This is a genomic window from Collinsella sp. i06-0019-1H4 (assembly GCF_042849575.1).
Lineage (GTDB): Bacteria > Actinomycetota > Coriobacteriia > Coriobacteriales > Coriobacteriaceae > Collinsella.
Genome location: NZ_BAABYB010000001.1, coordinates 1,544,725 through 1,567,157, shown reverse-complemented (window position 1 = coordinate 1,567,157; position 22,433 = coordinate 1,544,725). Strand labels below are relative to the sequence as shown.

Annotated in this window: 15 protein-coding genes and 3 tRNA genes; 8 read left to right on the top strand and 10 right to left on the bottom strand. The window is 62.3% G+C overall.

Annotated features, from left to right (window positions below; all coding sequences use genetic code 11):
- Positions 1–160: 160 nt before the first annotated feature.
- From argS to ACGHEN_RS06850, 4 genes are all read left to right on the top strand, one after another.
- A complete protein-coding gene (gene argS / locus ACGHEN_RS06865; RefSeq protein WP_390398326.1) occupies positions 161–2,014 on the top strand; it encodes an arginine--tRNA ligase in 1,854 nt (617 codons plus the stop codon).
- A 912-nt stretch (positions 2,015–2,926) separates the two neighbouring features.
- On the top strand, positions 2,927–5,470 hold the full coding sequence (gene rho, locus ACGHEN_RS06860) for a transcription termination factor Rho (RefSeq protein ID WP_390398325.1): 2,544 nt from the start codon (positions 2,927–2,929) through the stop codon (positions 5,468–5,470).
- 315 nt (positions 5,471–5,785) lie between these two features.
- Positions 5,786–7,237, top strand: a complete 1,452-nt coding sequence (locus ACGHEN_RS06855; RefSeq protein WP_373204332.1) for a hypothetical protein — start codon at positions 5,786–5,788, stop codon at positions 7,235–7,237.
- A gap of 7 nt (positions 7,238–7,244) precedes the next feature.
- A complete protein-coding gene (locus ACGHEN_RS06850) occupies positions 7,245–7,694 on the top strand; it encodes a VanZ family protein (protein ID WP_118079683.1) in 450 nt (149 codons plus the stop codon).
- A 114-nt stretch (positions 7,695–7,808) separates the two neighbouring features.
- Here ACGHEN_RS06850 and ACGHEN_RS06845 read toward each other — a convergent pair whose 3' ends face one another.
- The 3 genes from ACGHEN_RS06845 to ACGHEN_RS06835 form a co-directional block, all read right to left on the bottom strand.
- Positions 7,809–8,699: an ROK family protein gene (locus ACGHEN_RS06845; RefSeq protein WP_022094812.1), complete on the bottom strand. Its 891-nt coding sequence runs from the start codon at positions 8,697–8,699 to the stop codon at positions 7,809–7,811.
- A 141-nt stretch (positions 8,700–8,840) separates the two neighbouring features.
- A complete protein-coding gene (locus ACGHEN_RS06840) occupies positions 8,841–10,022 on the bottom strand; it encodes a pyridoxal phosphate-dependent aminotransferase (protein ID WP_390398322.1) in 1,182 nt (393 codons plus the stop codon).
- A 310-nt stretch (positions 10,023–10,332) separates the two neighbouring features.
- Positions 10,333–11,595, bottom strand: a complete 1,263-nt coding sequence (locus tag ACGHEN_RS06835) for an IS30 family transposase (RefSeq protein ID WP_390397345.1) — start codon at positions 11,593–11,595, stop codon at positions 10,333–10,335.
- A gap of 227 nt (positions 11,596–11,822) precedes the next feature.
- Between ACGHEN_RS06835 and ACGHEN_RS06830 the strand changes: the two genes are divergently transcribed.
- The 3 genes from ACGHEN_RS06830 (at position 11,823) to ACGHEN_RS06820 (ending at position 12,113) form a co-directional block, all read left to right on the top strand.
- Positions 11,823–11,899 (top strand) — tRNA-His (locus ACGHEN_RS06830).
- Between the two features lie 22 nt (positions 11,900–11,921).
- Positions 11,922–11,997, top strand: a tRNA-Lys gene (locus ACGHEN_RS06825).
- A 43-nt stretch (positions 11,998–12,040) separates the two neighbouring features.
- A tRNA-Lys gene (locus ACGHEN_RS06820) sits at positions 12,041–12,113 on the top strand.
- Between the two features lie 395 nt (positions 12,114–12,508).
- On the opposite strand, the gene ACGHEN_RS06815 is transcribed toward ACGHEN_RS06820, so the two are convergent.
- The 3 genes from ACGHEN_RS06815 to ACGHEN_RS06805 all read right to left on the bottom strand — a co-directional run bounded on the left by ACGHEN_RS06815 (position 12,509) and on the right by ACGHEN_RS06805 (position 16,114).
- Positions 12,509–14,035: an FAD-dependent oxidoreductase gene (locus tag ACGHEN_RS06815; protein ID WP_390398320.1), complete on the bottom strand. Its 1,527-nt coding sequence runs from the start codon at positions 14,033–14,035 to the stop codon at positions 12,509–12,511.
- 321 nt (positions 14,036–14,356) lie between these two features.
- On the bottom strand, positions 14,357–15,361 hold the full coding sequence (locus tag ACGHEN_RS06810) for a GGGtGRT protein (RefSeq protein ID WP_006235553.1): 1,005 nt from the start codon (positions 15,359–15,361) through the stop codon (positions 14,357–14,359).
- 18 nt (positions 15,362–15,379) lie between these two features.
- A complete protein-coding gene (locus ACGHEN_RS06805) occupies positions 15,380–16,114 on the bottom strand; it encodes an iron-sulfur cluster assembly scaffold protein (protein ID WP_006235554.1) in 735 nt (244 codons plus the stop codon).
- 403 nt (positions 16,115–16,517) lie between these two features.
- On the opposite strand from ACGHEN_RS06805, the gene ACGHEN_RS06800 reads away from it, so the two are divergent.
- Positions 16,518–17,330 (top strand): transposase, encoded by an 813-nt coding sequence (locus ACGHEN_RS06800; protein ID WP_035138656.1) that lies wholly within the window; start codon positions 16,518–16,520, stop codon positions 17,328–17,330.
- Positions 17,331–17,989: 659 nt separating this feature from the next.
- Here the strand turns inward: ACGHEN_RS06800 and sufU are convergent.
- Genes sufU through sufB form a run of 4 tightly spaced genes read right to left on the bottom strand, consistent with a single transcriptional unit; the run spans position 17,990 to position 22,422 of the window.
- A complete protein-coding gene (sufU, locus tag ACGHEN_RS06795) occupies positions 17,990–18,424 on the bottom strand; it encodes a Fe-S cluster assembly sulfur transfer protein SufU (protein ID WP_390398318.1) in 435 nt (144 codons plus the stop codon).
- Entirely contained in the window at positions 18,417–19,742 is a 1,326-nt protein-coding gene (locus ACGHEN_RS06790) for an aminotransferase class V-fold PLP-dependent enzyme (RefSeq protein WP_215673611.1), read from the bottom strand. Before ACGHEN_RS06790 ends, sufU begins: the two co-directional genes overlap by 8 nt.
- The gene (locus tag ACGHEN_RS06785; RefSeq protein WP_390398316.1) at positions 19,739–21,010 is read right to left on the bottom strand and encodes a SufD family Fe-S cluster assembly protein; all 1,272 of its coding nucleotides are present in this window, start codon (positions 21,008–21,010) and stop codon (positions 19,739–19,741) included. The genes ACGHEN_RS06790 and ACGHEN_RS06785 overlap by 4 nt, the downstream gene beginning before the upstream one ends.
- On the bottom strand, positions 21,010–22,422 hold the full coding sequence (sufB, locus tag ACGHEN_RS06780; protein WP_390398315.1) for a Fe-S cluster assembly protein SufB: 1,413 nt from the start codon (positions 22,420–22,422) through the stop codon (positions 21,010–21,012). The genes ACGHEN_RS06785 and sufB overlap by 1 nt, the downstream gene beginning before the upstream one ends.
- Positions 22,423–22,433: the final 11 nt, after the last annotated feature.

Below are 22,433 nucleotides of genomic sequence, written 5' to 3'. Positions count from 1 at the left end.
TTGTACCGCCGCGCAAGAGCGGTAGTCATTTTTGTGCATATGCAATATCTATTAGCTTTACCCTGCGACAGTAGTTACCGCTTGTGATAGAGTGCTACAAACTCTGGCTTTTGCCCTACGAGTGACCAAGAGCTCGGGGGCTTTAACACAAGGAGGATCTATGCCCGAGAAGATTGAAGAGCTGGTACGCGCTGCGCTTGCTGCGGCCCAGGAGGCCGGCGACCTTTCCGCATTTGAACTTGACGATTGCGCTATCGAGCGACCGGCTGATACTTCTCATGGCGAGTGGACCTCCACCATGGCCCTGAAGTCCGCCAAGCTGGCTCACTGCGCCCCGCGCAAGATCGCCGAGGCCGTCGTCGCCCATATGCCCAAGGACCCCGCAATCGAGAAGGTCGAGATCGCCGGTCCTGGCTTCATCAACTTCTACCTCTCCGTCGCCGTCAAGAACGCCATCTTTGGCGAGGCCCGCGAGAAGGGTATGGACTTCGCTAAGTCCAACGTCGGTGGCGGCCTGAAGACTCAGGTCGAGTTCGTCTCCGCCAACCCCGTCGGCCCCATGCACATCGGTCATGGCCGCTGGGCCGCTCTGGGCGACTCCCTTTGCCGTGTGATGGACCACGCCGGTTACGACATCCAGCGTGAGTTCTACATCAACGACCACGGCTCTCAGATGAACACCTTCGGTAACTCCATCAGCACGCGCTATATGCAGCTTGCCGACATCATCGCCAAGCAGGGCGTGGATATCGACGAGGCTCACAAGCTTCTGATCGCCGACCGCGACGCCTTTGTTGCCGACGAGAGCGACGAGCATCCCGAGACCCATCCGTATCAGGACAACTTTGCCGAGACTCTGGGCAAGGACTCCTACGGCGGCGACTACATCATCGACGAGGCTGCCGAGTTCTGGCGCACCGACGGCGATAAGTGGGTCAACGCCGATCCGCAGGAGCGCATGGAGAGCTTCCGCGAGCGCGGCTACGTAAAGATGGTCGACAACATGCGCGACCTTTGCCACGCCGTTAACTGCGACTTTGATCGTTGGTTCTCCGAGCGCTCTCTGTACGTGAAGGACACCGAGGGCGAGACCGCCGGCACCTCCGCCGTCGACCGCGCTTTTGAGAAGCTCGACAAGATGGGCTACCTCTACACCAAGGACGGCGCCCTGTGGTTCCGTTCCACCGACCTGGGCGATGACAAGGACCGCGTCCTGATCAAGTCCGATGGCGAGTACACCTACTTCGCCTCCGATGTTGCCTATCACTGGGATAAGTTCCAGCGCGTCGACCACGTCATCGACATCTGGGGCGCCGACCACCACGGCTACATCGAGCGCGTCCGCTGCGTCTGTGACGCTCTTGGCTATCCCGGCAAGTTTGAGGTTCTGCTGGGCCAGCTCGTCAACCTGCTGCGCAACGGCAAGCCCGTCCGTATGTCCAAGCGCAAGGGCACCATGGTGACCCTGCAGGAACTCGTCGACGAGGTCGGCTCCGACGCCGCTCGCTACACGCTCATCTCCAAGAGCTCCAACCAGATGGTCGACTTCGACATCGAGGCCGTCAAGAAGCGCGACAACTCCAACCCGGTGTACTACGTGCAGTACGCTCACGCTCGCGTGTGCTCCATCCTGCGCCGCGCCGCTGACGTTACGCCTGAGCAGGCTGACGAGATGGGCATGAAGGCCGTCGCCGCCAAGGCCATCGGTGAGAACGTCGATTACTCGCTGCTGACCGACCCGACCGAGCTCGCCCTGTCGCGTAAGCTCAACGAGCTCACCGACCTGATTGCCAGCTGCGCTCGCGATCGCGCCCCGTTCCGCCTGACGCACTTTGCCGAGGAGCTCGCCGGCGACTTCCACAGCTTCTACGCCGCCTGCCAGGTTCTGCCGAGCGAGGGCCGTCCCGTCGACCCTGAGCTCTCGCGCGCCCGTCTGGCCGCCTGCGACGCCGTCCGCGTGACGCTCGCCCTGGTGCTTACCCTCGTTGGCGTTTCTGCCCCCGAGCAGATGTAAGCGCTGGTCGTTTGACTGCGTGGTTTGGTTCAACTGAGCCTTCTAAGCCCGATCTCCTATGCGGAGGTCGGGCTTTTTGCGTTTGGCGATGCTTTTTGGTGTGTTGGGAAATGTTACTAAACCACAACCATACCGGTTTACTACGATGAATCGAGGGATTACAACCACGCGGGCTTTTCACTGAAAAGTGCAAGCCATCTAGCTGGGGTTTTATTTTTTCAGGTATTTGCGCGGTCGTGGTTGAGCGATTCATCGTAGTAAACCGTCATGGTTTTGAAAATGACCCTTTGGGGACGGAGGAAAACGGATCATTGTTGTCCCGTGGAGGAACGGCGGAACACCTTCTGCCAAGAATCGGGGACATCTACTACGTTTAAGTGCGTTCCCCGGACCACGCAGAAAATCGCAATATTAAAACCGCAGGTAGCAGGCCTGCGACTTTCGAAAAATAATGAGCACGGTCAGGGTGCGGGGGCAAACGTAGTAGATGGGCGTGATTCGTGGCGTGTTGATCTTGGGACCGATGCCCTTGCCCCTTAGCTGTACCGTTTTCTCGACGCTTGAGGCTTGATCTGCCTTCTTCTTGTGAGTTGCGGTGGAATGGTTCCTGCTATAGAGGTGTCGGCCGGGATTTGGGAACTATTTCACCGCAGCTTATGATGTGGCGATGGTGTACGCCGGAACTTTGTAAAGAGTGTCCCTTTTGACTAGTCGTTTATGAACGTCCCCGATGACTAAGTTGCAGGTGGCAGCGGTTGTGTTACACTAACGCTGCGTATTTGACGCAATCATCTCGATACAGATCAATGATGCCCGTCGCTTTTTGGACGGAGCTAGACTGTTTAGCCGCCCTGAAGGTATATGCAGGGAGCATGTGATCGCAGGGCTTGAAAAGAAAGTTGAGCAAACACTGTGTCTGATCAACAACAAGAAAACGAAATAACGACGACGCAAACGGCTCCCGCTGCACCGCTTACGTCGGACCAGGCCGTGGTACCCGCGCCGTCGCAGGTCTCGGCTCCCGAGGCGCCTAAGGCCGCCACGCCCACCACGCCTGTTGCTAGCGAGGAGGCTGCTCCCGCTAAGCCTAAGCGCACGCGTCGTTTGGCCAAGCCTGCTGCGGACGGCGAGGATGCCGAAAAGCCCAAGCGTCGTACGACGCGCACCACGCGCGCGAAGCGCCCCGTTGCCACCGATGCTTCGGCCCCCATTTCCGATGAGGTCGCGCAGGCCCGTGCACTGGCGCAGATTAGCGAGGCCCAGGTTGTGCGTGCCCGCCGTCGCGCTGCCGAGCGCGAGGCCGCGGCATTGACTGAGTTCGCTGCGCCGGTCGCCCCCGAGGCTCCTGCTGCCGAACAGTCGGCCGAGAAGCCGGCACCGCGCACGCGTCGCCGTGCGGCAGCCAAGACGCAGCAGCCCGTCGAGCAGCTGACTCCTGAGGTCGCTGAAGCTCCGGCTCGTTCTGCGGCAGGGGAGGGCGCTTCCTCCGCTGAGCCCGTCGTGCACGCTGAGGTCAACGAGGTTCCCGTCGTTGATCCGGCTCTGCGCCCGCATCGTCGCGGCCGCAAGCCCAAGGCGTATGTTGAGGCCGAGAAAGCCGCTGCCGCAGCAGCTGCTGCCCAGGGCGCAGCGGTGACGGCCGAGCCTACGGCCACGGTTGATGCCCCGGTCCAGGACGCTCCGTCCACCGAGGCTCCCGCATCTGCCGATGCCGAGCCCGCCGATGTCCGTCCCGGCCGCAGCCGTCGCACCGCGGCAAAGCGCTCGACGAAGGCGAAGGTCAAGGCTGAGGCCAAGCCCGTCGACGACAAGTCCTCCCAGGCAAACGCCGATGCCGCTTCCGAGGCCGAGAACGTCGACCAGCCGGCAACTGAGAAGCCCAAGCGCACGCGCAAGAAGTCCGCGAGGGCCAAGGGTGCCGAGCAGCAGGGCGACGCCGAACCCAGCAACCATGCCAACGCCGACGCCAAGGCAGAGGGCGAGGCTCCGTCCGGCACCGATGCAACCGCAGCCGCGGCTGCCGAAGGCACCGAGACCGAAGAGGGCGCCCGCCCCAGCCGCCGTCAGCACAAGCGCAACGACGAGCGCAACGACCGCAAGGACGATCGCAACAACGACCGCCGCAGCCGTCAGCGCGACCGCAAACAGCGCAACAAGGAGCGCAACGCCGCCCCCACCGAGCCCACGCTTTCGCGCGAGGAGCTTGCGGCCATGAAGGTAGCCGAGCTGCGCGAGAAGGCAAAAGAGTTCGAGATCGAGACGACCGGCAAGAAGAAGGCCGAGCTTGTCGAGGAGATCTACACGACCGCCGCGAAGGCCGAGGGCTTCCGCGACATTAAGGGCATCCTGCAGATTCGCCCGGACAACTCCGGCATCATCCATGCTCACGGTTACATGAAGTCCAACGAAGACGCCTTCGTCCCCGCTTACCTCATCCGCTCCGCACGCCTGCGCACGGGTGATGTCATCGAGGGTTCGCTGCGCCCCTCGCGCGGCGGCGACAAGCGAGCCGGCCTCGCCAAGATCACGACCGTTAACGGCATGGATCCCGAGCAGATCCGCAACCGCCCCAAGTTCGGCGACCTTACCCCGGTCTATCCCAACGAGCCGCTGCGCATGGAGCACGGCAAGGATTCCATCACCGGTCGCGCCATCGATATCGTGTCGCCGATCGGCAAGGGCCAGCGTGGCCTGATCGTGTCGCCGCCCAAGGCCGGCAAGACAACGATCCTTAAGAAGATCTGCCAGTCCATCTCGATCAACAACCCCGAGGTGCACCTCATTTGCCTGCTCGTCGACGAGCGCCCCGAAGAGGTCACCGATATGCAGCGCTCCATCAAGGGCGAGGTCGTGGCCTCGACCTTCGATATGCCTGCCGAGAACCACACCCGCGTGGCCGAGCTCGTCATCGAACGCGCCAAGCGCATTGTGGAGCTGGGCGGCGATGTCGTGGTGGTGCTCGACTCCATCACGCGTCTTGCCCGCGCCTACAACCTGGCGGCACCCGCCTCGGGTCGTATCCTTTCGGGCGGCGTCGATTCGGCAGCTCTCTATCCGCCCAAGCGTTTCCTGGGTGCAGCCCGCAATATCGAAAACGGCGGCTCGCTCACCATCCTCGCCTCCGCCCTCATCGATACCGGCTCCAAGATGGACGAGGTCATCTTTGAGGAGTTTAAGGGCACCGGCAACATGGAGCTCAAGCTCGACCGCGATCTTGCCGACCGCCGCATCTTCCCGGCCATCGACCCCGTTGCCTCCGGTACGCGCAACGAGGACCTGCTGGTCGACGAGCAGATGCGCCCGTTTGTCTTCGGCCTGCGTCGCATTCTCGCCGGCATGAACAACACCGAGCGCGCGGCGGCGTCGTTTATTAAGGGTCTTAAGGGCACCAACACCAACCAGGAGTTCCTGGTGCGTTCGGCCAAAAAGCACAGCGACTACGAGCAGACGTTTTAGACCAAAAGCCGCACGCTATATCGCCATAAGAACGGGCAATCGGGCCGGGGTTTATGCCCCGGCCCTTTCTTTACGGCGCCACTCGGCAACATTTTTTGACCTTATGACCGACAAGCAGCAGTTTTCGAGCCATAATCCGACCTCATCGCTTGCAATCGGAGGGTCGGTTTCGCATAATAACTTTTAAGCTTCGCGACGGAAAACGCAGATGAAACGAACCATATACCGTTGCTTTGGGACGCATGTCCCGCTTCATCTTCTCTCGCGCAGCCAACTAAATGATGCGATTTGGGTGCTGGAAGATGGGGAGAGCTCATGGCTTCTTCTGATGCAACACAACGAGCAGTCCTTGCTGGACTTTCCTGCGGGATCGGCCTTGCCGCCCCCGTGGTGATGTATGCCGCGACGTTGCCGTTCTCGTCGGTCAACGAGACGGTTGTCGCGGGCGCGGTTCCCTTCGCCGTTGGTGCGGTGGCGGGCGTGGGCATCTACGCAGCTTCGCTGGGCATCTCCGAGTATCGCGCCGAGCACGATGGCCACCTGTTTGAGCCCGATGCCGTGGGCGGCGCCGCTCAGTTTGGCCAGACCCATAACGAGTTCAAGACCGCCTCGATTCCCGCGCAGCAGCAGGGAGCGACACCTCAGCCTGCGGCCCCGGCCGATCAGGCCAATGCCGCACAGCCTTCTTCCGCATTTCTTTCTGGCCTGACCGGTGCGTTCCAGCGCCGCCACGCCGACGATGGCGTTCCCACCATCGCGCGCGCGGCTAACGCCATGGATGAGGCCGAGGCCTGGTCTATGATCGACAGCATGCTCGATGACGATTCCCCGGTCAGCTGCGATCCCGCGCGTTCGCGCGATGTCTACCAGGTTGCAATCGACGAGCTCACCAACGGTGGAAAGACCGGTTCTTACAATCGCGATGACATTGCCGCTGCCGCACGCGCCGTCTCGGGCTCTCACGCCGCCCCTGCGGGTAGCACCGCAGCCTTCGTGGCGCTTGTGGCCAACGCCGCCAACAATGCCGCCTATAGCGGCGCATCGTCGGCTGCGTACACTTCTGCCGCGGCGGCCGCTTCGACCGGCCAACAGAGCGCAGCTCAGGTGGCTCCTGTCGCCGACCCCTTTGCCGATGAGCCCCTGGCTGTCGACGAGGAGACCATTGCCGCTCGCCGAGCCGCCGAAAGCTCGCTTTGGGGCGCTTCGGCCCAAATGCAGGCCGCGGAGGCGGCGCCGTACAACGCCAAGCTCGCCAGCATGCCCATCATTTCCGATGCCAAGGGTGTGGATCTCTCCGATCTGGACGAGCCTGCCGCCATCACTGCGTCTATCGATGCCCAGGATCGCGTGGATACCGACAGTCTCCCCGATGCCTCTCTTGAGGAAGATGTCCCCATGGCCGATTATTCGGGCCACGAGGACATGTGGGCCGCCGCCATGGCGATCATGGCCGAGGCTGCCGAGCCAACCCCCGTGGCGGTGCCCACGCCTGCAGCCTCACCTGTCTCGGTTGCTCCCGTCTATGTCGGCCGCCACAGCTCCGTGCTTCCCGAGGATACCGCGCGTATCTCGCGCGAGGGTATCGAGCGCGCCGAGGCTATCGCTGCCGGCGTTATGGAAAACCGTCGCCATGAGCGCGTCAATCAGATTCTCGAGGAAGAGATCAACCGTCTACAGTCTGCGGCCGTCAAGCGCACGGGCCGTGCCTATCTGAGCGTTATCGAGGGCGGTACCGCCAGCTTTACACCGCTGCGCGCGGAGGCATAATTGCCTCATGGTTAAGCTCGATCGAAAATGGGCGCTTGCCGCCTGCGCCATGGTGCTCGTCATTTGGGGCAATTCGCTGGTTCCCGGTACGGGGTCTGGTTCGTTGAGCTTGTCGATCATGGAATCCATTCGCGGCTTTTTGCAGGCCCTGGGGCTTCCATACGAGTGGGTGACCAACTTCGTCGTGCGCAAGTGCGCTCATTTTACCGAGTACATGGTGCTTGGCATCTTGGCGACGCACGCCTTTGACCTCGAAGGCCGGCGCACGTTTGATGTGTTGCTGCCCACGGCGGTGTTCTTGCTGCTTGTTCCCTCTATCGACGAGACGATCCAGCTTTTTGTGCCCGGTCGCGCCGGCATGATTACCGATGTGATGATCGACTGCTGCGGCGCGACGACAGGCGTCGTGCTCCGATATCTCTTACGGTCGCTGATTTACACCAAAAAGGCCGCCTAGGACGTTTTGCTTGGTCCTAGGCGGCCTTGTTCGTTTGAGGGCCTCTGCGGGGCGTGACGGTTTTGTCCGGGCGTTTTGCGAGCTTGGCTACGCCGTGCGCCGTTGATGCACCCTTTACTGGAGCGCCTGCGCGCCCAGGGCCAAGCAGCCCATGATGCCCTGCTTGCCCTCGAGGCTGTTATTGACAATGTAGGTATCGATGTCGTTGACCTCGGGCGTGACGATATAGCCGTTGAGCATCTCGGCGCACTTTTTGCGTGCAAGCGGCACGATGGGGGTGTGGTCGGCCACGCCGCCGCCGATGATAATCTTTTGCGGTGCGTAGCACAGCGTGTAGGTCATGAGCGCCTGTGCCAGATAGCCTGCGAGCAGGTCCATGGCCTCCGGGTCATCGGCCATGTCTCCGGCGCTCTTGCCATCCCAACGCTTTTTAACGCCGGGACCGGCGATGAGGCCCTCGAGGCAGTTGTCGTGGAAGGGGCAGGCGCTATGCTCGCCGATGGTGTCGCGCGGGTCACGCGTGACCAGGATGTGGCCGGCCTCGGGATGCATCATGCCGTGCACGAGCTTACCGCCCGAGAGAACGCCGGCGCCCACGCCGGTGCCGATGGTCAGGTAGACCACGTCCGTGAGGCCCTGGGCGCAACCAAAGGTGACCTCGCCCAGGCAGGCGACGTTGACATCGGTGTCGTAGCCGCAGGGAATATTGAGCTCGTTTTGGATGGTGCCCAGCAGGTCGAAATAGCGCCATGCCGTTTTGGGCGTCTCCAGGATCTTGCCGTATTGGGGCGAGGCGGGGTTGACTGCGGTGGGGCCAAAGGCGCCGATGCCCAGCGCGGCGATGCCCTTGTCGGCAAACCATGCGTTGACAGCCTCAACGGTCTCCTGCGGGGTCGTGGTCGCGATCTGCTCGCGCTCCAGGACCGTACCGTCTGCATAGCCCGTGGCGCAGACCATCTTGGTGCCGCCGGCCTCGAGCGCTCCGATAAGCTGCTGCTCTGCCATAGTGTTCCTCTCTCTGGGACGAGTTGCTCCGTGACTAAAGTATAGAGCTCTAAACCATTTAAGAAAGCGCTATAAAAAGAAGCCTCGCAACGCGGCGGGCGGTGCGAGGCGTCTTTGGTTAGTTTAGTTGCCGGGCCGTCCTTACCCGCGCGGCTTGATTTTATCACGTAGCGACTTGAGGTTCTCCAGCGCCGCGTTGAGCGTCTCGTCTCGCTTGGCAAAGTGGAAACGAATCAGATGGTTGACGGGCTCGCGGAAGAAGCTCGAGCCGGGTACGGCGCCCACGCCCACCTTAGACGCGAGGTCCTCGCAGAATTTGAGGTCGCTATCATATCCAAACTCAGAGATGTCCATCATGACGTAGTAGGCGCCCTGTGGCACGTTGTGCTCAAGACCGATGCTGTCGAGTCCCTGGCAGAACAGGTCGCGCTTGGCGGCGTAGAGGTCGAGGACCTCCTGGTAATAGCTGTCGTCGAATTTGAGGGCGGTGACGACGGCTTCCTGCAGGGGAGAGGCGGCACCCACGGTGAGAAAGTCGTGGACCTTCTTGATGCGCTCGGTGATCTGGGTCGGGGCAATGGTGTAGCCCAGACGCCAGCCGGTGATGGAGTACGTCTTAGACAGCGAGCTGCAGCTGATAGTGCGCTCGAACATGCCGGGCAGCGTGGCCATATAGACGTGCTCGTGGGGCGCGTAGACGATGTGCTCGTACACCTCGTCGGTGATGCAGTAGGCGTCGTACTTTTTGCAGAGGTCGGCGATAAAGGTGAGCTCCTCGCGCGTAAAGACCTTGCCGCAAGGGTTGGAAGGGTTGCACAGGACAATCGCCTTGGGATCGTTATCACGGAAGGCCGCCTCGAGGACCTCGCGATCGAATTCGAACGTGGGCGGGTTGAGCGGCACGTAGATGGGCTCGGCACCTGAGAGGATGGTATCGGCGCCGTAGTTCTCGTAGAACGGCGAGAAGATGACGACCTTGTCTCCGGGGTTCGTAACCGTCATCATGGCGGCCATCATGGCCTCGGTGGAGCCACAGGTGACCACGATGTTCTGGTTGGGGTCGACCGGCATGCCCATAAAGTGCTCCTGCTTGGCAGCGAGCGCCTCGCGCATGGCCTGGGAGCCCCAGGTGATGGAGTACTGGTGATAGAGCGGCTTGGGGTCGGCGGCGATGGTGCTCAGGCTGTTGAGCAGCTGCGCCGGGGGATCGAAGTCAGGGAAGCCCTGCGAGAGGTTGACGGCACCGTACTTATTGGAGATGCGTGTCATGCGGCGGATGACCGAATCGGTGAATGATGCCGTGCGATTGGAGAGTTCTTTCATGACGGTCCTTTCGAGGGTTTGCAGTGGGGCAAGTTTACTCCTATGAAAAGGGTGGGAATTGCTCGAAACGCACTCGAAAAACTCTGGTTGATTTTCAATCTCAACGCAACAGCCTGAACGGGCTCCGCGTTTCCGCAGCTAGCGCAACGCGGGAATAGCCCCCGGCACCTGGTCGTCGCCTCGTTTCCGCAGGTGGAGAGGCTGTGGAGGCCGGCGTCCCCGTGCCGCCGCCGCATGCTCCGCCAGCCCGCCGCGCAGCCGTTCCGGACTCAGCGCAACGGGCCCTCCGGCCCATGTCCCGGCCCGCCGCCTATCCCGCCAGCGGCCCCTCGCCCCTCGCGGCCCTGGCCCTGTCGATGCAGCCGGGCGTGAGGTCGAGCTCGCCGGGCGCCAGCTCCTCTATCCCGAACGCGTCCATGAGGGCGGAGGCGTCCTCCCCGAGGGCCATCCGCAGCACGCGCGCCGGCGTCAGGAACCCGAGCGCCCCCCTCGGCTCGGAGTTCACCTGCGACATGAGCAGCGCGCAGTCCGCCGCCGTCAGCCGGTCGAACCTGGCCCCTGCGCCCTTGGGCAGCAGCTTCCTGATCTCCACGTGGTTCTTCTCGCACGCGCCCTTCTGCTGGCTCTGCCGGGGGTCGCAGTAGAAGAGCCTGGTCTCGCCGTCCCGCTCGCCGAACAGCGCCGCGATGGCGCCCTCGTCGGCGAACTCGCTCCCGTTGTCGGTGAGCACGGCGCCGAAGGCGCGCCTCGCGCCGTCCTCGCCGAGGACCCCGCGCAGGGAGGAGAGCGCCGCCAGGACCGAGGCGCACGTGCCGTCCGGCAGCGGCAGGGCCAGCTGGAAGCGGCTCGGGCGGTGCAGGAGCGTGAGGAGCCTGGCGGAGTCGCCCCTGGGGCCCTCGACGGTGTCCATCTCCCAGGCCGCGGCGCAGGCGTCCTCGCCGAGCGCGAGGAACGACGCGTGCGACCTGCGCGGCGAGTGGGACGTCGCCCTCCCCGGGGCCCGGCGCGACCTCGGCCTGTAGCCGACCTTGCGCCTGAGCTCCATGTTCGTCATGCCGTCGTAGCCGGCGTCCACCCACCTGTAGACGGTGGAGGCGCTGAGCCCGGGGGTCGTCGCCGCTATCTGCTGCGGGGAGAGCCCGCGCGCGAGCCCGTCCCTGATGGCCGCGAGCTTGGCGGCGGCGCCCTCCTCGGTCTCGTCGATCCCGGACCTGCTCGCCGAGAGCTCGGCGTCGGCCGCCTCCTGCGCCCTCCTTGCGCTGTAGAACACCCTGGGCCTCCTCGAGCAGCCGTAGCCCCTCCTGTGCGAGCAGCCGTTGCAGCACCTCGGCCACGCGGAGAGCCTGGGGCAGGCCCCCGACAGGTCCGCGGGCGCGGGCTCGCCGTAGCGCGAGCGCGGCGCGGTGACGTAGCGGTGCGCCGCCACCTCCCTGGTCACGGTCGATGGCGACCTGCCGAGCTCCGCGGCGATCTCGCGGGCGCTGCGGTTGCGGTCGAGCATCCTCTCGACCGTGTTCCTCTCGTGCCTCGTGAGCCTCCCGTACGACCTTCCGGACGGCTTGGGTCTGGACATGCCGGCCTCCCTCCATCGCGGGCCGGGGGATTCCGGCCCCTCTGGGGTTGCCTACCCGGATTCGCGCCTCAGGACTCAGCGCAACGCGTTGCGCTGAGTCCTGAGGCTGTTGCAATGAAAATGAGAATCAAGGCTCGAAAAACTCTTTTCAAAATTCTTGAAAATTGGGGCTTGCATCGCGTGGCGTTCCTTGCAATAATAGTCGAGCGCGAAGCGCACAGGACACGGTGGGTGTAGCTCAGTTGGCTAGAGCGACGGGTTGTGGTCCCGTAGGTCGAGGGTTCGAGTCCCTTTACCCACCCCAGTTCTTGCTTCGTGTTGATATCGGGTCGTTAGCTCAGTTGGTAGAGCAGGGGACTCTTAATCCCAAGGTCCAGGGTTCGACCCCCTGACGACCCACCACACGATATCTACTCTAAAGTCCGCCACAACGGACTTTAGCTTTGGGTCGTTAGCTCAGTTGGTAGAGCAGGGGACTCTTAATCCCAAGGTCCAGGGTTCGACCCCCTGACGGCCCACCCAAAGCATGTTAAAGCGACTGGCTTAGACTGGTCGCTTTTTTTGTTAACCTCACATGGGGTCGAACCCGTCGGGGTGCGGAGCTGAGGAAATGCGTAAGCATTTGCCAGCGCAGCGCGCAAGGCGCGAAGCGCCGCAGCGACCGCCTGCGCAGCAGGCTGACCCCCTGACGGCCCACCCAAAGATTGTTAAAGCGACTGGCTCAGGCTGGTCGTTTTTTGTTGACCACGAATGGGGTCGAACCCGAAAGGGCGCGGAGCTGAGTAATCTGCACCGTGATTCCCTTAGGGAAACACGGCTAAAGCCCCGTAGGCGTGTTCTCCTTAGGGGAATCATGCTTACGGGGCTCGATGCATGTTGAGAAGTTGTGATCAAACTCAAAGTGAGAATCGATTTAGTCTGCTCGATAGTGCGAACCTAAGCTTTCAGTTCGCTTGCGCATGGCTTTGACCATTTCCTGTGCTAGTCGAATCTGCGACTGTAGGCGGGCGAGGGCTGCAATCTCGCTGTCATCGGTATGCGGCTTGCTCAGCGCCATGGCCTTGTCTTGCAGGCTTTCAAGCTGTTGCAGGGCCTCGGATAGGCCTGTTTCGGTCCTGTTGATCATGCAAAAGGTGCTCATCGTGTGCCTAAGGCTGTGTGTCAGGCGTTCGGCATCTGTTGTGGCAATGCCGTACTGGGGGAGGGTGATATCCGCCTTCAGGGCCGCCTCAGGCTCTTTCTGCGCTGTGAGGGCTGCCGATGCGCCCGCGATACGTCCGAATACGATGCCGTTGGCGCTTGACAAGCCACCAATGCGGTCGGCGCCGTGCATGCCGCCTGTCGCCTCGCCGCAAGCGTAGAGGCCCTCAACGCCCGTGTGCGCGGTCTTATCGATCTTGATGCCGCCGTTAGCGGCGTGGGCATACATCGCAACGCGCATCTCGTCGGTCGGCGCGATGCCGTGCTCGTCTTGCAGCCAGGTGGCAAAGGTCTGCACAAACTCTGGGACATCCTCGCGGGGGAAGTCGTAGTGGAGTGCCAGGCCTTCGGCACCTGCCTGATCGATGACGAGATCGATAGCGCGGGAGGCCAAGCGTGACGTGAAGGGACCATATCCAGAGCGCTGCTCGAGCAGGTCGTCCAGCTTGTCGTCGGCAATATCTACCGGCTGGTCTACATGCACGTAGCGCCAGGTTTTCTCGTTGAAGACCAAGTTACGCCTGGGCTCGATGAAGCCAGGCATCATCTGCATGAACTCTATATTAGTAAGTGTTGCGCCGTGCGCCAGTGCGATGGCCTGCGAGGAGCTGAGCACATCAGCCGACGTAAGGCTGCGCTCGAACAGGCCGCCTGTGCCACCGGCTGCGATGATCGTGGCCTTGGCAGCAAAGGGCACGATTCGATTTTCGGTAAGGTCGTAGAGTACGGTTCCGGTTATTCTGCCGTTCGTGTCCTCAACAAGGTCGATAAGCTCATGGCGGGGGAGCAGGCGAATGCCGAGCGACTCGATCCAGGTCGTCAGAGCGTCCTCAAGGGGCTTGCGGGTGAGGCCGCGCCACATGCGCGTCTTGTGGTCAAAGCAGGGGATAAACTGCTTTTGTTGAGCACTCTTGGCGCTTTGCGGACGCTGGAGCTCAACGCCCAGGTCTTGCTCGAGCCAGTCAATCGCTTGGCGAATGCCGTGGACGAACGTTTGGACGAGTTCGGGGTCGGCAACGCCGCCGCCGACGGTCTGGATGGTGTCGATGAGGTCCTGCTCGTCGTCTTCGTCGACGGGACCGATGAGGCCGAGGCCCCAGGTACCCGGGAAGAAGCTCGATCCACTCATGGTCTTGCCGGCGCTTGCCACAGTGACGGTTGCACCCGTGCGTGCCGCTTCGATGGCGGCGCAAAGGCCCGCAATGCCAGCTCCAATTACCAGTACATCAGTCGATTCCATCGGATTCCTTTCTCGTCCGGCGCATTGTCGCACGGGTGATCGGCAATGGGGCCGCAAAGACTCGGCAAATCGGTAAAGGGCAAATATGGCAGGTGGGCGTCAGGTGGACTCGGTCACTTCGGTCGGCTAATTTGGTAAGTTGCGGTGGAATATGGACTGTTTTGGCCTGTATGGATGCAATTCAGTCCGTATTTCACCGCAACTGATATATCGGACCTTCTAATAAGAGTAACCAATTTGGGACGGGGCAAACAAAAAGAGCCGCTACCCGGGTGGGTAGCGGCTCCAAAGCTCAGCTATATGAGCATCGCACGGGCGCGATTAGGCCTTGAGGGCCTCCTCGACGGCGACAGCGCAGGCGACGGTGGCACCGACCATGGGGTTGTTACCCATGCCGATGAGACCCATCATGTCGACGTGCGCAGGCACGGAGGAAGAACCGGCGAACTGGGCGTCGGAGTGCATACGGCCCATGGTGTCGGTCATGCCGTAAGAGGCAGGGCCGGCGCCCATGTTGTCCGGGTGCAGGGTACGGCCAGTGCCGCCACCAGAAGCGACGGAGAAGTACTTCTTGCCAGCCTCGAGGCGCTCCTTCTTGTAGGTGCCAGCGACGGGGTGCTGGAAGCGCGTGGGGTTGGTGGAGTTACCGGTGATCGAGATGTCGACGTTCTCGTGCCACATGATGGCAACGCCCTCGCGGACGTCGTCGGCGCCGTAGCAGTTGACGGCGGCGCGGGGACCATCGGAGTATGGGATGGTCTCGACGACCTTGAGCTCGCCCGTGAAGTAGTCGAACTGGGTCTTCACGTAGGTGAAGCCGTTGATGCGGGCGATGATCTGAGCAGCGTCCTTGCCCAGACCGTTGAGGATGACGCGCAGCGGCTTCTTGCGAGCCTTGTTGGCGTTCAGAGCCAGGCCGATAGCACCCTCAGCGGCAGCGAAGGACTCGTGACCTGCCAGGAAAGCGAAGCACTCGGTGTCGTCGGAGAGCAGCATAGCGCCCAGGTTGCCGTGGCCCAGACCGACCTTGCGGTCCTCGGCGACGGAGCCGGGGACGGTGAAGGCCTGGATGCCCTCGCCGATGATGGCGGCAGCCTCAGAAGCGGACTTGGCGCCACGCTTGACAGCGAGAGCGCAACCGAGGGTGTAGGCCCACTCGGCGTTCTGGAAGGCGATGGACTGGGTGTTGTTGACGATCTCACGCGGGTTGAAGCCCTTGTCGGTGCAGATCTGCAGAGCTTCCTCGAGGGAGGCGATGCCGTTGTCGGCGAGGCACTTGTTGATCTTGTCAGCGCGGCGCTCGTAACCTTCGAACGTAACAGTCATAGTTATTTCCCTCCCTTTCTACTCGTGAACCGGGAACACGCTGGCGACGGAGTGAGTCTCCTCGTCGGTGCGCGGGTCGATGTACTTGGCAGCGTTCTCCCACTGACCATAGTGGCCCATAGCGCCAGCGATGGCCTCCTCGGGGGTCTTGCCGGCCTTGACGGCGTCGGTGAACTTGCCGAGGTTCAGGAACTCGAATGCGATGATCTCGTTCTTGTCGTTGAGAGCCATGCGGGTGACGTAGCCCTGAGCGAGCTCGAGGTAACGAGCGCCCTTGGCCTTGGTGCCGAACATGGTGCCGACCTGAGAGCGAAGGCCCTTGCCGAGGTCGTCGAGGGAGGCGCCCACGGGCAGGCCGCCCTCGGAGAACGCGGTCTGGCTGCGGCCGTAAACGATCTGCAGGAAGATCTCGCGCATAGCAACGTTGATGGCGTCGCAGACGAGGTCGGTGTTGAGGGCCTCGAGGATGGTCTTACCGGGAAGGATCTCGGAAGCCATGGCGGCAGAGTGGGTCATGCCCGAGCAGCCGATGGTCTCAACGAGGGCCTCCTCGATGATGCCGTCCTTGACGTTCAGCGTGAGCTTGCAGGCGCCCTGCTGAGGTGCGCACCAACCCACACCGTGCGTAAGACCGGAGATGTCGGAAATCTCCTTAGCCTGGACCCACTTGCCCTCCTCGGGGATGGGTGCGGGGCCGTGGTATGCACCCTTGGCAACGGGGCACATGTTCTCCACTTCCTGTGAGTACTGCATGCCTCTCCTCTCTATCGTGTTGGCGTCCCGTCTGGGGGCCGTGGCTGGCGATTGCCGGGCGACCCTTCGAAAGGGACATGACATGCAGCCCCTATAATACCGCGAAATGCACGGAATATTCGGCGAACGGCTCAGTTTTCGTAGCGAGAAGTCCGGAAGTTTTAATTGAAACGGTTTAACTCTATGTTCTGTGGTCGCGAACTTCCGTAGAGGGGGTCCGTCTTTGGCAAGCTTTTGGGCAGCTCTTGTAAGCGTTGCGGGGGTTGACCTGTTGCAACGGTGCCGTTCGCCGCCTGTTTACTGCCTTTGGCCGCGCGAGCGAATTGTTTTGCGTGAATGTTTTAATGGCACGCTTCAATCGTGCTGTATTGGATGGCAAGCAGATCCCGGCGAAGGGAGCGCCATGCAGCGCGTTTGGAGAACGGTTACCGGCTTTTACCATGTCTGTGCCCGCGGTACGGGCAAGCAGCTCATCTTTGAGGGCGATGAAGACCGGTGGGAGTTCTTGGAGCTGATGCGTGAGTGCTGCCGCAAGGCGGGCGTGACGGTTATCGCCTGGTGCCTTATGGGCAATCACGTGCGTCTGGTGCTTGCAGATTACGAGGACGCGATGAGCGCGGCGATGCACCGGCTGCTTTTGACGTACGCGCGGCGGTTCAATAAACGCACGGGGCGCACAGGGCATCTGTTCCAGAACCGTTTTGACCGGCGCTCGCTCGATACCGACTGGCAGGTGATGGAGGCTATTCGCTCCGTTCACGCCGATCCGCAGGAGGCGGGCATGAGCCTAATCGAGCGTTACCCCTGGAGCAGCTTTGCGGAGCATCTGCGCGCTTACGACAGTGATGCGGCAGATGCCACGAGGGGATTTTCCGATCCTTCTTGCGTGCTTGAGCTTTTTGGTTCTGCCGAGGCCTTTGCTGCCTATTCGCTTTCGACGCCCGACAGCGGCGAACCGGCGCTGCGCGATATGAAAGAGACGGAGTGGGAACGCCACGCCTTTGCCAACAAGTTGGCGAAGGAGCTAGGGGTTCCGCTCAACGGGGTTAAAACTGTACCGCCGGCGCAGCGCGATACCGTTATTGTTGGATTGAACAATGCCGGCTTTACAGTGCGTCAGATTGAGCGGTATACCGGGATTGGCAAAAGTACCGTCTCTCGTATCGTGCGCGCCCGCGCGCGAACGGCGATGCGGGCTGGCGGAAACGTGATGTAGGGTCGCCTGTTCACCGCAGCTGGGGTCGTCCATACGCCGCAACCAGCGTTCAAAAGCTTGGTACGGTAACTGCACTTCTTAATATGCATAGAACAATCGTCATCTTGCATAAAATAACAGCTCAGTCCGGGTTTGCCCGTGCCTACCCCCGTCTGCGCCGTGCAAAAAACGGAGTTTTCAGCATCGTGGTGCTGTCGGCACTGCCACAATCTTGCAACACACGGGCCCCTAAGCTATTGATCCCTGCCGTTGCACCCCCGGAGTATGTGCCTGCGTCCCGTCAGACCGCGATGTCTGGTCTAAAACACAATATTTATGCGCCTGGAGACGTTGATTAACGCTTCCGATGCGTATGCACACAGCTTGGCGTGCTGAATACTCGCAAAAATGCACGCAGCATCCTATGGGACCCTTCTGCGGCAGGCGCGAAGCGAGTCGGAGCTCAGCAGAACGGGGCTTGGCGCATTGCTTGGCGGGTCCGGGGCCCTGCCGCAGGCCTTTGGTGCTGTGGAAAACGCCCGTGTTCGCGTCTGCTGTGTGGTAAATGACAGACGGAGCGCCGGACGCGCGGACTTCGTGCGTCCGGCGCTCATTAGGAAAAACAGAGCCGCCCGTATCGGGCGGCTCGGCAATCAAAAACCTTGGATTCGGGGCATAAGCTACTGGTTTGTTTGCCCCTCGAGCATGCCGTCGAGGGTGCGCCAGGCGAGTTCGGCGCACTTGACGCGGGCGGGCATGTGCGAGATGTCCTGGAGCTGGGCGGCTTCGTCCAGGTCTTCCAGGTCCTCCTCGGAGAGCTTCTCGCCGCGGATCATGGCGAGGAAGAGCTCTGCTAGGCGGCGAGCTTCCTCGACGGTCTCGCCGGTGATGAGGTCGGCCATGATGTCGGCGCTGGCCTGGCTTATGGCGCAGCCGTGCCCGGTAAACGAGGCTTCCTCGATTACATCGTTCTCGACGCGCAGCTGTAAGGTGAGCTCGTCGCCGCAGCTGGGGTTGATGCCGTCGTGCTCGTGCGTGGGAGCATCCATCTCGTACTTATAGTCGGGGTGCGAGTTGTGCTCCATAAATGTGGTGGAGGTGTACAGATTACCCATTGAACGTGCTCCAAACGTGATGCAGGCCGGCGATGAACTTGTCGATGTCGGCCTTGTCGTTGTAGAAGGCCACGCTGGCGCGGCAGCAAGCAAGGTTTTCGACACCCAGCCAGGTAAGCAGCGGCTGCGCGCAGTGGTGGCCGGCGCGGATGCAGACGCCGTCCATGTCCATGATGCTCGCGACGTCGTGCGGATGGATGCCCTTGACGTTAAAGCTCACAACGCCGTGGTGGTTGTCCCAATAGATGGAGCCGATGATCTGGACAAAGTCGAGCTGCATGAGTTCGCCCATCAGATAGTGGACGAGTGCCTGCTCGCGGGCCTGGATGTTCTCGTAGCCCACCGTGTTGACCAGGTAATCAAGGGCGGCGCCCGTGGCGAAGATGCCGGCGGCGTCCTGCGTGCCGGCCTCGAATTTCTCGGGAACGGGCGCCCAGACGGCGTCTTGCTCGGTGACCGAGTCGATCATCTCGCCGCCGGTGAGCATGGGCGGCATGGCGTTGAGCAGGTCCATTTTGCCCCACAGCACGCCGATGCCCATGGGACCCATGGCCTTGTGCGCGCTAAAGGCAAAGAAGTCGGCGCCCAGGTCGGCCACATCGACCGGCATGTGCGGCAGCGACTGCGCACCGTCGACGACCAGGTAGCCGCCGTACTTGTGCACGAGTTTGCCGAGGTTCTTGACCGGGTTCTCGACGCCCAGCACGTTAGAAACCTGACCCACGGCCAGAATTTTGGTCTTGGGACCCACCTTGGCAAGAACCTCCTCGGTGGTGAGCTGGCCGGTCTTGGTGGGGTAGAGGTAGACGAGCTTGGCGCCGGTCTCGCGGCAGACCTGCTGCCACGGAATCAGGTTGGAGTGGTGCTCCATGATGGTGATGACGACCTCGTCGCCCGGTTTGAGCACTGTGGGCGCAAAGCTCTTGGCGACCAGGTTGAGCGACTCGCTCGTGTTGCGGGTGAAGACGACCTCGTTGGCCTGTGAGGCGCCGATGAGGTCGGCGATCTGCTGGCGGACCTTCGCGATGGCGTCGGTTGCCTCGACGGACAGCGAGTACAGGCCGCGCAGGGGGTTGGCGTTCATGCGCTGGTAGAAGTCGCGTTCGGCGTCAAGCACGCAGGCGGGGCGCTGCGCGGTGGCGGCGCTATCGAGGAAGGCGATCTCGGGGTGCTGCTGGAAAAGCGGGAATTGCGCCTTGTAGGGATTGGTCTCGATGTCGACGGTAGGCCAGCCGCGCGAGGCCTCGTCGCTGGCGTCGAGCTCCATAGGCTCCGGTGCGGTACAGGTGTCGCATTTAACGTGCTCGGTGTCGATCATGCGAGCTCCTCTTCAAAGTTGTCGATCAGGTTGTTGCCCAGGCGGACGATGCCGGCGCGGGTGCGCTCGTCGGTGGCGGAAAGCGCGGCGTCCTCCAGCTTGGCGCGGATGAACAGGTCCTCGGCGGCGTTTTGGTCAAGACCGCGGCAGGCGAGGTAGAACAGCTGCTCGTCGCGGACGTGACCGATGGTGGCGCCGTGGTTGCCGGCGACGTCGTCCTCGTCGCAGAGAATGACGGGAATGGTCTTGTTGTCGACGCCCTTGTTGGCCAAAAGCACCGTCTCGCGCTCGGTGCCGGTTGCACCCTTGCAGCCGTGCACGAGGTCGATGGTGCCACGGTAGACCTTCTTGGACGTGCCGGTCAGCACGCCGTTGGCGTCGATCTCGCACTCGGTCTTGCGACCGCGGTGGCGCAGCTCGTAGTTAAAGTCGCGCACCTGCTCACGGGCGCCAAGGTAGTCAGTATCGATGGTGACCTTGGCGGTATCGCCCAGCAGGTCGCCGGCAAGGCCGGTGGCGCTGGCGCCGGCACCCAGGACGGTGTGTTGCACGTTGACGCGCGCGCCCTCGTCCAGGAACAGGCCGGTATCGTCGAGTGCGATCCAGCTATCGTCGAGCGTCTGCGTGCAGGCCACGTTGACGGTGGCGTACTCGTGGGCGCACACGCGCAGCACGGATCCCACGACGCCCTCGCCGGCAACGGGGGAGTCCAGGGCGATCTGCAGGTCGAGCGTCGACTGGGGACGGACGACGACGTCGATGGCGGCGATGGCCGCGGCGGCATCGACACCGCTCACACGCACGGTAACCGTGGCGTGCTTGTATGCGGGCACATCGATGACGACGCGCTTGGTGGCGTGGTCGGCCAGGTAGGTGTAGGCAGCCTCGCCCATGCCAGTCTCGAAGGCCTCAGCGGGGGAGAGCTCCTCCTCCAGCTTAATGGCACCGGCCTGGTAGACGGAGGTGGCGGGCACGTCGAGCTCGGTCTCGGGCGTGATGCGGGCGCGGTCGGCGGCATCGCCGGGCGCGGAGGCGCGGCGCTCGGGGAAGCGCTCGGCCATGGCGTCCATGGCGGCGTCGAACGCGTCTGCCACGCCAGCAAATTGCTCGTCCAAGCCCTTAACCTTAACGGTCTCGGCGGGAGCGGCGGCAAGCTCGTCCGAAAGCTCAAGCTTGGTCTGGTTCATCTTGAGCCAACCCCAAGTGGCGGCCGGCATCGCATTAACCTGCTCGAGCGTGGTAGCAGCGGTGTTCGTGGTCTGTTTCATTATCCGATCGCTCCTTCCATCTCGAGCTTGATCAGGTTGTTCATCTCGACGGCATACTCAAGCGGCAGCTCCTTGGAGACCGGGTTGGCAAAGCCGTTGACGATCATGGTACGGGCCTCTTCCTCCGAGATGCCGCGGCTCATCAGGTAGAACACCTTGTTGTCGCCGATGCGGCCGATGGTGGCCTCGTGGCCGATGTCGACGTTCTTGGCGCGGATGTCCATGGCGGGGATGGTGTCGGAGCGGCTCTGGTCATCGAGCATCAGCGACTGGCAGCTCACGGTTGCCTTGGAGCCTTCGGCCTTGGGCGTGGCCACAATGGAGCTGCGGAAGGTCTGGATGCCGCCGCTCTTGGAGATGCCCTTGGTCTCGACGGTTGCCGAGGTGTCGGGCGCGTTGAGCACGACCTTGCAGCCGGTATCGAGGTTCTGGCCGGCACCGGCAAAGGTGATGCCGGTAAAGCTCGAGCGAGCGCGGCGGCCGTTGAGCACACTCATGGGGTAGAGGTAGCCCACGTGGCTGCCGAAGGAGCCGCTGATCCACTCGATGTCGCCGTCCTCGTCCACGCGTGCACGCTTGGTGTTGAGGTTGTACATGTTCTTGGACCAGTTCTCGATAGTCGAGTAGCGCAGATGCGCGCGTTTGCCCACAAACAGCTCGACAGCGCCGGCGTGGAGGTTGGCCACGTTGTACTTGGGCGCGGAGCAGCCCTCAATAAAGTGCAGGTCGGCATCGTCCTCGACGATGATGAGTGTGTGCTCAAACTGGCCAGCGCCCTTGGCGTTGAGGCGGAAGTAGCTCTGCAGCGGAAAATCGAGCTTGGTGCCCTTGGGCACGTAGACAAACGAGCCACCCGACCACACGGCACCGTGCAGGGCCGCAAACTTGTGGTCGGTGGGCGGGATGAGCGTCATAAACTTCTCGTGGATGAGCGGCTCCCACTGCGGGTCGTGCAGGGCCTCCTCGATGCCGGAGTAGACGATGCCCATCTTGGACGCCGTGTCCTGCATGTTGTGGTAGACGAGCTCGGAGTCGTACTGCGCGCCGACGCCCGCCAGGTAGCTACGCTCGGCCTCGGGGATGCCCAAGCGCTCAAAGGTGCTCTTGATGTCGTCGGGCACCGACTCCCAGTCGTGCTTTTGGTCGGTGTTGGGCTTGACGTAGGTGACGATGTTGTCCATGTCCAGGCCCTCGATGGAGGGACCCCACGTCGGGTCGGGGAAGCGATTGAAAATATCGAGGGACTTTAAGCGCAGGTCGAGCATCCATTGCGGCTCGTCCTTCTTGGCGCTGATCTCGCGCACTATGTCGGGCGTGATGCCGGCATCGAGGCGCTCGAATCCCTCCTCGCCATAAGTGAAGTCGTAGAGGCTGCGGTCGATGTCCGCGACCTCGGTGCGGTTCTTGGTCATTGCGTCGCCCC

What these genes read in the sequence shown, in the direction of transcription:
- ACGHEN_RS06835 (WP_390397345.1), bottom strand. Translation starts at nt 11,595, where the DNA reads ATGTCCAGACCCAAGCCGTCCGGAAGGTCGTACGGGAGGCTCACGAGG.
- ACGHEN_RS06790 (WP_215673611.1), bottom strand. Translation starts at nt 19,742, where the DNA reads ATGATCGACACCGAGCACGTTAAATGCGACACCTGTACCGCACCGGAG.
- ACGHEN_RS06855 (WP_373204332.1), top strand. Translation starts at nt 5,786, where the DNA reads ATGGCTTCTTCTGATGCAACACAACGAGCAGTCCTTGCTGGACTTTCC.
- ACGHEN_RS06840 (WP_390398322.1), bottom strand. Translation starts at nt 10,022, where the DNA reads ATGAAAGAACTCTCCAATCGCACGGCATCATTCACCGATTCGGTCATC.
- argS (WP_390398326.1), top strand. Translation starts at nt 161, where the DNA reads ATGCCCGAGAAGATTGAAGAGCTGGTACGCGCTGCGCTTGCTGCGGCC.
- ACGHEN_RS06800 (WP_035138656.1), top strand. Translation starts at nt 16,518, where the DNA reads ATGCAGCGCGTTTGGAGAACGGTTACCGGCTTTTACCATGTCTGTGCC.
- sufU (WP_390398318.1), bottom strand. Translation starts at nt 18,424, where the DNA reads ATGGGTAATCTGTACACCTCCACCACATTTATGGAGCACAACTCGCAC.
- ACGHEN_RS06845 (WP_022094812.1), bottom strand. Translation starts at nt 8,699, where the DNA reads ATGGCAGAGCAGCAGCTTATCGGAGCGCTCGAGGCCGGCGGCACCAAG.
- ACGHEN_RS06850 (WP_118079683.1), top strand. Translation starts at nt 7,245, where the DNA reads ATGGTTAAGCTCGATCGAAAATGGGCGCTTGCCGCCTGCGCCATGGTG.
- ACGHEN_RS06805 (WP_006235554.1), bottom strand. Translation starts at nt 16,114, where the DNA reads ATGCAGTACTCACAGGAAGTGGAGAACATGTGCCCCGTTGCCAAGGGT.
- sufB (WP_390398315.1), bottom strand. Translation starts at nt 22,422, where the DNA reads ATGACCAAGAACCGCACCGAGGTCGCGGACATCGACCGCAGCCTCTAC.
- ACGHEN_RS06810 (WP_006235553.1), bottom strand. Translation starts at nt 15,361, where the DNA reads ATGACTGTTACGTTCGAAGGTTACGAGCGCCGCGCTGACAAGATCAAC.
- ACGHEN_RS06815 (WP_390398320.1), bottom strand. Translation starts at nt 14,035, where the DNA reads ATGGAATCGACTGATGTACTGGTAATTGGAGCTGGCATTGCGGGCCTT.
- ACGHEN_RS06785 (WP_390398316.1), bottom strand. Translation starts at nt 21,010, where the DNA reads ATGAAACAGACCACGAACACCGCTGCTACCACGCTCGAGCAGGTTAAT.